This is a genomic window from Mycobacterium sp. 852002-50816_SCH5313054-b (genome assembly GCF_001667185.1).
Taxonomy (GTDB): Bacteria; Actinomycetota; Actinomycetes; order Mycobacteriales; family Mycobacteriaceae; genus Mycobacterium.
The window spans coordinates 18,357-30,336 of record NZ_LZIC01000120.1; the positions used below are offsets into that span (position 1 = coordinate 18,357).

Here is an 11,980-nt window from a genome sequence, read left to right on the forward strand (position 1 = left end):
AGACAAGTGACTGTCCGAGTAGGCATCAACGGCTTCGGTCGAATCGGACGCAACTTTTACCGGGCCCTGCTGGCTCAGCAGGAGCAGGGCACCGCGGACATCGAGGTGGTGGCGGTCAACGACATCACCGACAACGCCACGCTGGCGCACCTGCTCAAATTCGACTCGATCCTGGGCCGGTTGCCCTATGACGTCACCCTCGAAGGCGAGGACACCATCGTGGTGGGAACCACCAAGATCAAGGCGCTCGAGGTGCGCGAGGGCCCGGCGGCGATGCCGTGGAGCAACCTCGGCGTCGACGTCGTCGTGGAGTCCACGGGCCTGTTCACCAACGCGGCCAAGGCCAAGGGCCACCTGGACGCCGGGGCCAAGAAGGTGATCATCTCCGCGCCGGCCACCGACCCCGACATCACCATCGTGCTGGGCGTCAACGACGACCGCTACGACGGCAGCCAGAACATCATCTCCAATGCCTCGTGCACGACGAACTGCCTGGCGCCGGTGACCAAGGTGCTGCAGGACGAGTTCGGCATCGTCAAGGGGTTGATGACCACCATCCACGCGTACACCCAGGACCAGAACCTGCAGGACGGGCCGCACAAGGACCTGCGCCGCGCGCGTGCGGCCGCGCTGAACATCGTGCCGACCTCCACGGGTGCGGCCAAGGCCATCGGCCTGGTGATGCCCGAGCTCAAGGGCAAGCTCGACGGGTATGCGCTGCGGGTGCCGATCCCGACCGGCTCGGTCACCGACCTGACGGTCGAGTTGTCCAAAGCCGCCAGCGCCGAGGACATCAACGCCGCGTTCAAGGCAGCCGCCGAGGGGCGCCTGAAGGGCATCCTGAAGTACTACGACGCGCCGATCGTGTCCAGCGACATCGTCACCGACCCGCACAGCTCGATCTTCGACTCCGGGTTGACCAAGGTCATCGACAACCAGGCCAAGGTGGTGTCCTGGTACGACAACGAGTGGGGCTACTCCAACCGCCTCATCGACCTGGTCGCGCTGGTCGGCAAGTCGCTCTGACCGTGGCTTCGTCTTCTGGGCCCTCCGTCCCAACCCTGGAAGACCTTCTTGCCGAAGGGGTTTCGGGTCGAGGCGTGCTGGTGCGCTCCGACCTGAACGTGCCCCTCGACGAGGACGGCGCCATCACAGACGCCGGGCGCATCACCGCGTCGGTGCCGACGTTGCGGGCGTTGCTGGAGGCCGGCGCCAAGGTCGTGGTCACCGCTCACCTCGGTCGTCCCAAGAACGGGGCCGACCCGAAATTGTCGCTGGCGCCGGTCGCCGCGGCGCTCGGCGAGCAGCTCGGCCGGCACGTCCAGCTGGCCGGCGATGTCGTCGGCGGTGACGCGCTGGCCCGGGCCGAGGGACTGACCGACGGCGACATCCTGCTGCTGGAGAACATCCGCTTCGACCCGCGCGAAACCGCCAAGGACGACGGCGAGCGGTTGGCGCTGGCCCGGCAACTCGCCGAATTGGTCGGGCCGACGGGCGCTTTCGTCTCCGACGGCTTCGGCGTGGTGCACCGCAAGCAGGCCTCCGTGTACGACGTCGCCACCCTGCTGCCGCACTACGCCGGCACGCTGGTGGCCGAAGAGATCCGGGTGCTCGAGCAGTTGACCAGCTCGACCGAGCGCCCGTATGCCGTGGTGCTCGGCGGGTCGAAGGTGTCCGACAAGCTCGGCGTCATCGAGTCGCTGGCGACCAAGGCCGACAGCATCGTGATCGGCGGCGGCATGTGCTTCACTTTCCTTGCCGCGCAGGGGCTTTCGGTGGGCAAGTCGCTGCTGGAAGAAGAGATGGTGGAGACCTGCCGCCGGCTGCTCGACACCTATGTCGACGTGCTGCGAGTTCCGGTGGACATCGTGGTGGCCGAGAAGTTCGCGGCCGACTCGACGCCGGAGACCGTCCCGGTCGACGCCATCCCGGACGACCGGATCGGACTGGACATCGGGCCGGGGTCGGTCAGGCGGTTCACCACGCTGCTGTCCAACGCCCAGACCATCTTCTGGAACGGCCCGATGGGCGTGTTCGAGTTCCCGGCGTTCGCCGCCGGCACCAAAGGCGTCGCCGAGGCGATCGCCGCAGCGACGGCCAAGGGCGCTTTCAGCGTGGTCGGCGGTGGGGATTCCGCGGCCGCGGTGCGGGCACTCGGCATCCCCGAGGGTGACTTCTCGCACATCTCCACCGGCGGTGGCGCGTCGCTGGAGTACCTGGAGGGCAAGACGCTGCCGGGCATCGAGGTGCTAAGTCAGCCTCAGCCCGGCCAAAACGAGGGGGCAGGTAACGAGTGAGCCGCACGCCACTGATCGCCGGCAACTGGAAGATGAATCTCAACCACTTCGAGGCGATCGCGCTGGTGCAGAAGGTGGCGTTCGCGCTGCCGGACAAGTACTACGACAAGGTCGACGTCACGGTGCTGCCGCCGTTCACCGACCTGCGCAGCGTCCAGACCCTGGTCGACGGCGACAAGCTGCGGCTGACGTACGGGGCCCAGGACCTGTCCCCGCACGACTCCGGCGCCTACACCGGTGACATCAGCGGCGCCTTTTTGGCCAAGCTCGGCTGCAGCTTCGTCGTGGTCGGGCACTCCGAGCGGCGCACCTACCACAACGAGGACGACGCGCTGGTGGCCGCGAAGGCCGCCGCGGCGCTCAGGCACGAGCTCACCCCGATCGTGTGCATCGGCGAGCACCTGGACGTCCGGGAGGCGGGCAACCACGTGCCGCACTGCGAGGAGCAGCTGCGCGGCTCGCTGGCGGGGCTGTCGGGCGAACAGATCGCCAAGGTCGTCGTCGCCTACGAGCCGGTCTGGGCGATCGGCACCGGGCGGGTGGCCAGCGCGACCGACGCCCAGGAGGTGTGCGCGGCCATCCGCAAGCAGCTGGGCACGCTGGCGTCGCCGCAGGTCGCCGAGGCCGTGCGGGTGCTCTACGGCGGCTCGGTGAACGCCAAGAACATCGGCGACATCGTCGCCCAGAACGACATCGACGGAGCCCTGGTCGGCGGGGCGTCGCTGGACGGCGAGCAGTTCGCGACGCTGGCCGCGATCGCCGCCGGCGGGCCGCTACCGTGACCCCGGCCCGCCCCCGGTAGGCTTGCGCGCATGCAATTGGGCCTGCAGATCACCCTGGTGGTCACCAGCATCCTGGTGGTGCTGCTGGTGCTGCTGCACCGCGCCAAGGGTGGTGGCCTGTCGACGCTGTTCGGCGGCGGGGTCCAGTCGAGCCTGTCCGGGTCGACGGTGGTGGAGAAGAACCTCGACCGGTTGACGGTGTTCATCGTGGGCATCTGGCTGGTGTGCATCGTCGGCATGGCCCTGCTGATCAAGTACCGCTAACCCCCGCTAACCCCCGCTGGCCGCGCGGGAGCCGTTCGACGCGGCGCGGTCGATCCCGCTGCGGACGTCGCCGGCCCGATATTCGACGCGGGACAGGTCCCGGCGCTCCGAGGAACGCAGTTGCCACGGCACGCTGGTGACCATGACGCCCGGCTCGAACAGCAGGCGCCCCTTGAGCCGCCACGAGCTCTGGTTGTGCAGCAGGTTCTCCCACCAGCGGCCGACGACGTATTCGGGGATGTACACGTTGATCACGTCGCGGGGTGCGCCGTTGCGCAGCCGTTTGATGTAGTCGACCACGGGCCGGGTGATCTCGCGGTAGGGCGACTCGATGACCTTCAGCGGGACGTCGACGCTCAGGTTCTCCCAATCCTCGACCAAGGCCGTGGTGTCGACGTCGTCGACCTTGACGGTCAAAGCGGTCAGCGTGTCCGGATTGGTCGCGCGGGCGAACATGACCGCGCGCAGGGTGGCCTTGTGCCAACTCGAGACCAGCACGATCGCGTGCACCCGGCTCGGCCGGACCTGCTCGTCTTCGTCCTCGATGCGCAGCTCGGTGCCCACGTGCGCGTAATGCCGTCGTATTCCCTGCATCACGAGGCACAGCACCGGAATCGCGATCACCACCAGATAGGCGCCGTGGGTGAACTTGGTCACCATCACCACCACCAGGACGACGCCGGTCAGACAGGCGCCGAACGCGTTGATGGCCCGCGCACGGTGGATCCTGAGCCGTTGCGCGCCGGTGTCGGTGTCGCGCAGCGCCCGGTTCCAATGCCACACCATGCCCGTTTGGCACAACGTGAACGAGGTGAACACGCCCAGGATGTAGAGCTGGATCAGCCGGGTCGTCGAGCCGTCGAACGCGTAGATCAGCCCGCCGGCGATCGCGGCGAGCAGGATGATGCCGTTGGAAAACGCGAGCCGGTCACCGCGGGTGTGCAGCTGCCGCGGCAGATAGCGATCCTGGGCAAGGATCGAGCCCAGTAGCGGAAACCCGTTGTAGGCGGTGTTGGCGGCCAGGATCAGGATCAGCGCCGTCGCGGCCTGCAGGTAGTAGAACATCACGGTGTTGTTGCCAAACACCGCGGCCGAGATCTGAGCGATCACCGTGCGCTGCGGGTCCCGGCTGCAATCGCCGGGGAATCCGACGAGATCGCAGGTGTTTTCCACCACGCGCGTGTGCGCGATCAGGGCGAGCGCGGTCACGCCGACAAACATCGTGATCGCCAGCGCTCCCATCGAGGACATCGTCCGGGCGGCGTTGAGCGCCTTGGGTTTTTGGAACGCCGGCACCCCGTTGGAGATCGCCTCCACGCCCGTGAGCGCGGTGCAGCCGGACGAAAACGCGCGCAGCGCCAGCAGGGCGATCGCCAGCAGATTGAGTCCGGACAGCTCCGCGTGGATGCCGTAGTGCGCGCTCTCGGCCTGCGGCGCGTCGCCGAGGAGCGTCCGAACCAGACCGATGCCGATCATCAGCAGCACGCCGGCGATGAAGGCGTAGGTCGGCACGGCGAACGCCCGCCCGGACTCGCGGACACCACGAAGGTTCATCGCGGTCAACACCAGGATGAAGCCGACATTGACCGCCACCCGGTACGGGTTCAGTTCGGGCACAGCGGAAATGATGTTGTCCACGCCCGCCGCGACGGACACCGCCACCGTCATGACGTAGTCCACCAGAAGCGCGGCCGCCACCACCAGCCCGGCGCGCGGCCCCAGGTTTCGCGAGGCGACCTCGTACGAGCCACCACCGCTGGGATAGGCCTGCACCACCTGCCGGTAGGACAACACCACGACGCCGAGCAGTACCACCACCGCGGCGGCGATCCACGGCGTCAGGTACAGGTAGCTCAGGCCGCCGAGGGTCAGGATCAACAGGATCTCTTGCGTTGCGTAGGCCACCGAAGACAACGGGTCGCTCGCGAAGATCGCCAAGGCGATCCGCTTGGGCAACAGCGTGTGGTGCAGTCGATCGCTGCGAAACGGTCGGCCCACGATCAGGCGCTTGACCAGCGAAGTCGGTGACGACACGGTAGGAGCGTAGTGGCGAATCCGCGCACGCGTCCGCCGCCGGCCGTAGAGATTCCGTAAAAACTCGCTCCCGACCGGCTGACCCCCTCGGCGGGCGGACGACGCGGTCCGCACCGATACTGGGACGCATGGCTGACGCGTCCGACACCGCGCTGGAACCGATCGGTGCCGTCCAGCGCACCCGGGTCGGCCGGGAGGCGACCGAGCCGATGCGCGCCGACATCAGGCTGCTGGGCACCATCCTCGGCGACACCGTGCGGGAGCAGAACGGTGAGCAGGTGTTCGACCTCGTGGAGCGCGCGCGGGTGGAGTCCTTCCGGGTGCGGCGCTCCGAGATCGACCGGGCCGAGATGTCACGCATGTTCGACGGCATCGACATCCACCAGGCCATCCCGATCATCCGGGCGTTCAGCCATTTCGCGCTGCTGGCCAACGTGGCCGAGGACATCCACCGCGAACGCCGGCGCGAGATCCACGTCGCCGCCGGCGATCCGCCGCAGGACAGCAGCCTGGCCGCGACGTACGCGAAACTCGATCGGGCCGAGCTGGATTCGGACACGGTCGCCGCCGCGCTGGCGGGCGCGCTGGTGTCGCCGGTGATCACCGCGCACCCCACCGAGACCCGTCGGCGCACCGTGTTCGTCACCCAGCACCGGATCACCGAGTTGATGCGGCTGCACGCCGCCGGGCACACCGAGACCGATCACGGCCGCAACATCGAGCGCGAGTTGCGCCGCCAGGTCCTCACGCTGTGGCAGACCGCGCTGATCCGGCTGTCGCGGCTGCAGATCACCGACGAGGTCGAGGTCGGGCTGCGCTACTACCCGGCCGCGCTGATCAAGGTGATCCCGCAGGTCAATGCCGAGGTGCGCAGCGCATTGGGGGCCCGCTGGCCCGACGCCGACCTGCTCGCGGCACCGATCCTGCAGCCGGGCTCCTGGATCGGCGGGGACCGGGACGGGAACCCGAACGTGACCGCCGACGTCGTGCGGCGGGCCACCGGCAGCGCGGCGTTCACCGCACTGGCGCACTATCTGGCCGAGCTGACCGACCTCGAGCAGGAGCTGTCGATGTCGGCACGCCTGATCACGGTCACCCCCGAGGTGACCGCGTTGGCCGAGGGCTGCGACGAACAGGCCCGCCCCGATGAGCCCTACCGGCGGGCGCTGCGCGTGATCCGGGCCCGGCTCACCGCGACGGCCGCCGAGATCCTGGACCGCCGGCCGCAGCACGAACTCGACCTGGGACTACCGGCGTATTCCGCGCCGGGCGAACTGCGGGCCGACCTGGACGCGATCGACGCGTCGCTGCGCACGCACGGGGCCGGGCTGTTGGCCGACGATCGGCTGGCCCGGCTGCGAGAGTGCGTGCACGTCTTCGGGTTTCACCTGTCCGGACTGGACATGCGCCAGAACTCCGACGTGCACGAGGAGGTGGTCGGCGAGCTGCTGGCCTGGGCCGGCGTGCATCCGGACTACGGCACGTTGGGGGAAGACGAACGCGTCGAGCTGCTGGCCGGGGAGCTGGCCACCCGCCGCCCGCTGGTCGGTGACCGCGCCGCCCAGCTCTCGGACCTGGCCCGCGGCGAGCTGGGCGTCGTCGCGGCCGCCGCCCGTGCGGTGGAGCTCTACGGCCCGGCGGCGGTGCCCAACTACGTCATCTCGATGTGCCAGTCGGTGTCGGACGTCCTGGAGGCGGCGATCCTGCTCAAAGAGGCCGGCCTGCTGGACGCGTCCGGGCCGGAAGCCTATTGCCCCGTGGGCATTTCGCCGCTCTTCGAGACGATCGACGACCTGCACAACGGTGCGTCGATCTTGCAGGCGATGCTCGACCTGCCCATTTACCGGGCGCTCGTCGCCGCGCGCGGCGACTCGCAGGAGGTGATGCTCGGCTACTCGGACTCCAACAAGGACGGCGGCTACCTGGCCGCCAACTGGGCCGTCTACCGGGCCGAGCTCACCCTCGTCGAGGTGGCCCGCAAAACCGGTGTTCGGTTGCGGCTCTTCCACGGCCGCGGCGGCACGGTCGGCCGCGGCGGCGGCCCCAGCTACCAGGCGATCCTCGCCCAACCCCCGGGCGCGGTGAACGGCTCGCTGCGCCTGACCGAGCAGGGCGAGGTGATCGCCGCGAAATACGCCGAGCCGCAGACGGCCCGGCGCAACCTGGAGAGCCTGGTGGCGGCCACGCTGGAGTCGACGCTGCTGGACGTGGAGGGCCTGGGCGACGCCGCCGAACCCGCCTACGCGGTGCTCGACGAGGTCGCGGCCCTGGCCCACCGGGCCTACGCCGAATTGGTCCACGAGACACCGGGTTTCGTCGACTACTTCAAGGCCTCCACTCCGGTCAGCGAGATCGGGTCGCTGAACATCGGCAGCCGGCCGACGTCGCGCAAGCCCACCGAATCCATCTCCGACCTGCGCGCCATCCCCTGGGTGCTGGCCTGGACCCAGTCGCGCGTGATGTTGCCGGGCTGGTACGGCACCGGGTCGGCGTTCGAGGAGTGGATCGCGGCCGGCCCGGAAAGCGAAGGCGAACGGGTCGAGATCCTGCACGAGCTGTACGAGCGGTGGCCGTTCTTCCGCAGCGTGCTGTCGAACATGGCGCAGGTGCTCGCCAAGAGCGACCTGGGCCTGGCGGCGCACTATTCCGAACTGGTGGCCGACGAATCGTTGCGGCGCAGGGTGTTCGACAAGATCGTCGACGAGCACCGGCGCACCATCGCCATGCACAAGCTCATCACCGGGCACGACGACCTGCTCGCCGACAACCCGGCGCTGGCCCGTTCGGTGTTCAACCGCTTCCCGTACCTGGAGCCGCTGAACCACCTGCAGGTGGAGTTGCTGCGCCGCTACCGCTCGGGCGACGACGACGAGTTGGTGCAGCGCGGCATCCTGCTGACGATGAACGGGTTGGCGAGCGCGTTACGTAACAGCGGCTGACGGGCATCCCCGTGCCATGGACCCGGCACAAGTGGCACAAAACGGCGTGTTCGAACGATTCGCCCGCGCCGGCTACGTGGTGAACGGGCTGCTGCACCTGATCGTCGGCTACCTCGTCTTCCGAGTCGCTTTCGGCGACGGCGGCACTGCCGATCAGACCGGCGCGCTGGCGACACTGGCGGGCAAACCGGGCGGCCCGGTCGTGCTGTGGATCGCCGCCGGCGCCCTGCTGACGATGGGCCTGTGGCGGCTGGTCGAGACGGTCCTCGGTCGATCGAGCGACCGCACGCCGCAGGGCTCCTCGTCGGGAGCGTGGGACCGGGCGAAAGCGTTCGGCTTGGCGGCGGTGTATCTCGCCTTCGCCTACTCGACGTTCGGGTACGCCCGGGGCGCCGGGAGGCCGGCCGATCAACAGAATTCGAGCATCAGCGCCCGCCTGATGCAGACCACCGCCGGGACCGTCGCGCTGATCGCCTGCGGTGTGATCATCGTCGCCGTGGGCGGCTACCACATCTACAAGGGGGCCAGCCGCAACTTCGTCGGCGACCTCAAGGGCAAATCGGGGGATCTGGTGCGACGCCTCGGCGCGGCCGGCTACGTCGCGAAGGGCCTGGTGATCGCCGGCACCGGGGCGCTGGTCGTCGTCGCGGCCTGCCGCTCGGAGCCGAAGAAGGCCACCGGTCTGGATGGGGCACTGAAAACCCTGGGGGCTCAGCCCTACGGGGCGGCATTGTTGGTCGCGGCCGGCGCCGGGATCGTCACGTACGGCCTGTACAGCTTCGTGATGGCGCGATCGACCAAAATGTAGTCCTAGCGGTTGCGCAGCCGGTCCAGCACGCCGCGCACGGCGTGCTCGGTCATCGACAGCGGCGACATCATCGTCTCGCCCACCTTCACCATGTCGTCGATCCGCGCCACGATGGCCTCCACCGGCCCGACCAGAACGATCAGGCGTTTGGCGAGATCGTCGAGGCTGCCCAGGGTGCCGTCCAGGTGATCCAGGCCGGCCTCCATGCGTTCGACCGTGGCGTTGAGGTTGGACAGCGAGCTGTTGAGCTCCTGCATGGTCCTGCTCAGTCCGTCGAGGACGTCCTCGACCTGTTCGACGGTCTTGTCGGCGTTCAGGGCGGCCTGGGTGAGGGTTTTGATCCGGCTTCGCTCGGGCCCGCCGCGCACGGTTCTGTCTGCCATGACGGCCATTATTGACGCCCGGCGGTCAACGGGGAAGCTTGGATGCGGCCTCTTGGTCGAGCAGCCAGAGCGTGGTCTCCAGGCCGACGGCCCCGGCCGCGGGCACCGACGCCGGCGAGACGCCACCGATGGCGGCCGCCGCCGCGTCGGCCTTGCCCGCCCCGGACACCATCAGCCACACCTCGCGGGACCGCCGGATCGCGGGCAGCGTCAACGTGATTCGCTGCGGCGGTGGCTTGGGCGAGTCCTCGACGGGCACCACCATGCGCGCGGTCTCGCGCACGGCGGGGGTGTCCGGGAACAGGGAGTTGATGTGGCCCTCGGGTCCCATGCCCAGCAGGTGGACGTCGAAATTCGGCACCGGCTGCCCGGGTTCGGCGTTGGCGGCCAGCAACTGTTCGTAGGCCAGCGCCGCCGCGGCGAGGTCCGCGCCGAACTCCCCGTCGCTGGCGGGCATCGCGTGCACGTGGCTGGACGGGATGTCAATGTGATCGAGCAGGGCTTCGCGCGCCTGCTTGTCGTTGCGCTCGTCGTCGCCCTCGGGCACGTAGCGCTCGTCGCCCCAGAACAGATGCACCTTGGACCACTCGACCTGTTGCCCTCTGAGGTGCTTCAGCAGCCCGATGCCGTTGCCGCCGCCGGTCAGCACGAGCAGCGCGCGCCCCCGGGCCGCGACGGCGGAGCCGATGGTATCGACCAGGCGCCCGCCCGCGGCCTCGACCAGCGCGTCGCCATCCGGAAAAACCTCGACCGTGGGACTCATACGTATTGCACTTTCTTGATGCCTTCGAGAGCGGCCAAATAGATTTCGTCGGCGTCCAGCCGCCGCAGGTCCTCGGCCAGGCATTCACCGGTTTCCCTGCGCGCCAACGGAACCAAGGCGTCCGGCTTGGCGGTACGGCTCAGCGTGGCCGTCCTGCCGTCCTGGGGGCGGCTCAAGACGATGGTCTCGCTCTTGCGCGCCAACTCGACCTTGAGGTCGCCGACGGCCCGTCGTACCGGACCGTCGATCCGGCTGGCCAGCCAGCCGGCCAGGATGTCGAGGGCCGGCTCGGTCTGCAGGCCGGACACCAGCGCCGACTCGATGGGTTCGTGCGGGGGCTGGTCGACGGCGGAGGTCAGCAGCGCCCGCCAGTAGGTGATGCGCGCCCAGCACAGGTCCGTGTCACCGGGGCTGTATCCGGGCAGCCGGCTGGTGATCGCCGACAACGGATCGCTGCCGTTGGTGGCGTCGGTGATGCGGCGAATCGCCAACTTGCCCAACGGGTCCTGCGCGGGCTCGGCCGGGGCGATGTCGGGCCACCAGGCCACCACGGGGATGTCGGGGAGCAGGAAGGGGATGACCACGCTCGAGGCGTGGCCCGACAGCGGCCCGGACAGCGTCAGGATCACCACCTCGCTGGCGCCGGTGTCGCCGCCCGCGTGCAGTTGCGCGTCCAGGCGGGCCTCGTCGGCGTACGGATCGCCCCGCATCGTGACGATGATCCGGCTGGGGTGTTCGTGGCTGGCAGCGTTGGCCGCGGCGAGCGATTCCTCCAGCACCGCTTCGCTGTCCGGCGCGATGATCAGCGTTAGCACCCGCCCCATCGTGACGGCGCCCACCTTCTCGCGCAGCTCGCTGAGTTTCTTGTTGACCGCCGTCGTGGTGGTGTCGGGCAGATCGACAATCATGGCCGCCGCCATTCCCTGCCGGTGCGGCGCAGCATCTCGAAGGCCGAGTCCGGTCCCCAGGTGCCCGCCTCGTACGGGTCGGGCTTGCCGTGCGATGCCCAGTTCTCCAGCACGGGATCGAGTATCTCCCAAGCCAATTCGACCTCCTCGTTCACCGGGAACAGCGAGGGCTCGCCCAGCAGCACGTCGAGGATCAGCTGCTCGTAGGCCTCCGGCGATTCCTCGGCGAACGCCGATCCGTAGGAGAAGTCCATGTTGACGTCGCGGACCTCCATCGCGGTGCCCGGCACCTTGGAGCCGAACCGCAGCGTGGTTCCCTCGTCGGGCTGCACGCGGATCACCATGGCGTTGGCGCCCAGCTCGTCGGTCATCGTCGCGTCGAACGGCAGGTGCGGCGCGCGCTTGAAGACCAGGGCGATCTCGGTCACCCTGCGGCCCAGCCGTTTTCCGGTGCGCAGGTAGAACGGCACGCCGGCCCAGCGGCGGGTGTCGACCTCGAGCGTGATGGCGGCGAACGTCTCGGTGGTGGAGTCCTTCGAAAATCCCTCCTCGTCGAGCAGCCCGACGACCTTCTCGCCGCCCTGCCAGCCCCCGGTGTACTGGCCGCGGCTGGTGGTCTCGTCGAGCGGTTCGGCCAGCTGCGTCGCCGAGAGCACCTTGATCTTTTCGGTCTGCAGCGCCGAGGGATTGAAGCTGACCGGCTCTTCCATCGCGGTCAGCGCCAGCAGCTGCATGAGGTGGTTCTGGATGACGTCGCGGGCGGCGCCGATGCCGTCGTAGTAGCCGGCCCGCCCGCCCAGCC

Annotated in this window: 11 protein-coding genes; 6 read left to right on the plus strand and 5 right to left on the minus strand. The window is 68.9% G+C overall.

Translation table 11 applies throughout. The features are described from left to right. Positions 1 to 6 precede the first annotated feature (6 nt). The 4 genes from gap to secG are packed head-to-tail and all read left to right on the plus strand — an operon-like array spanning position 7 to position 3,343. On the plus strand, positions 7 to 1,026 hold the full coding sequence (gap, locus tag A5787_RS22005) for a type I glyceraldehyde-3-phosphate dehydrogenase (RefSeq protein WP_066970965.1): 1,020 nt from the start codon (positions 7 to 9) through the stop codon (positions 1,024 to 1,026). Between the two features lie 2 nt (positions 1,027 to 1,028). Continuing rightward, positions 1,029 to 2,297, plus strand: a complete 1,269-nt coding sequence (gene pgk / locus A5787_RS22010) for a phosphoglycerate kinase (protein ID WP_066970967.1) — start codon at positions 1,029 to 1,031, stop codon at positions 2,295 to 2,297. After that, a complete protein-coding gene (gene tpiA / locus A5787_RS22015; RefSeq protein WP_066970969.1) occupies positions 2,294 to 3,079 on the plus strand; it encodes a triose-phosphate isomerase in 786 nt (261 codons plus the stop codon). Before pgk ends, tpiA begins: the two co-directional genes overlap by 4 nt. 30 nt (positions 3,080 to 3,109) lie before the next feature. After that, complete coding sequence (secG, locus tag A5787_RS22020) at positions 3,110 to 3,343, plus strand: preprotein translocase subunit SecG (protein ID WP_066910601.1); 234 nt, start codon at positions 3,110 to 3,112, stop codon at positions 3,341 to 3,343. Between the two features lie 6 nt (positions 3,344 to 3,349). On the opposite strand, the gene A5787_RS22025 is transcribed toward secG, so the two are convergent. Continuing rightward, positions 3,350 to 5,377: an APC family permease gene (locus A5787_RS22025; protein WP_066970971.1), complete on the minus strand. Its 2,028-nt coding sequence runs from the start codon at positions 5,375 to 5,377 to the stop codon at positions 3,350 to 3,352. Between the two features lie 128 nt (positions 5,378 to 5,505). Between A5787_RS22025 and ppc the strand changes: the two genes are divergently transcribed. Together ppc and A5787_RS22035 are read left to right on the plus strand one after the other, a co-directional pair. Beyond that, positions 5,506 to 8,316: a phosphoenolpyruvate carboxylase gene (gene ppc / locus A5787_RS22030; protein ID WP_066970973.1), complete on the plus strand. Its 2,811-nt coding sequence runs from the start codon at positions 5,506 to 5,508 to the stop codon at positions 8,314 to 8,316. A 16-nt stretch (positions 8,317 to 8,332) separates the two neighbouring features. Further along, the gene (locus A5787_RS22035; RefSeq protein WP_066970975.1) at positions 8,333 to 9,124 is read left to right on the plus strand and encodes a DUF1206 domain-containing protein; all 792 of its coding nucleotides are present in this window, start codon (positions 8,333 to 8,335) and stop codon (positions 9,122 to 9,124) included. Between the two features lie 2 nt (positions 9,125 to 9,126). Here the strand turns inward: A5787_RS22035 and A5787_RS22040 are convergent, their stop codons facing one another. The 4 genes from A5787_RS22040 to A5787_RS22055 form a co-directional block, all read right to left on the minus strand. After that, positions 9,127 to 9,516 (minus strand): ATPase, encoded by a 390-nt coding sequence (locus A5787_RS22040; RefSeq protein WP_066970976.1) that lies wholly within the window; start codon positions 9,514 to 9,516, stop codon positions 9,127 to 9,129. A gap of 16 nt (positions 9,517 to 9,532) precedes the next feature. Next, positions 9,533 to 10,270, minus strand: a complete 738-nt coding sequence (pgl, locus tag A5787_RS22045) for a 6-phosphogluconolactonase (RefSeq protein WP_066970978.1) — start codon at positions 10,268 to 10,270, stop codon at positions 9,533 to 9,535. Then, positions 10,267 to 11,178, minus strand: coding sequence for a glucose-6-phosphate dehydrogenase assembly protein OpcA (opcA, locus tag A5787_RS22050; RefSeq protein ID WP_066970982.1), 912 nt, complete (start codon positions 11,176 to 11,178; stop codon positions 10,267 to 10,269). Before opcA ends, pgl begins: the two co-directional genes overlap by 4 nt. Then, positions 11,175 to 11,980 (minus strand): glucose-6-phosphate dehydrogenase (locus tag A5787_RS22055; RefSeq protein ID WP_197507348.1); only part of this gene is annotated, 806 nt, incomplete at its 5' end. The genes opcA and A5787_RS22055, both read right to left, overlap by 4 nt.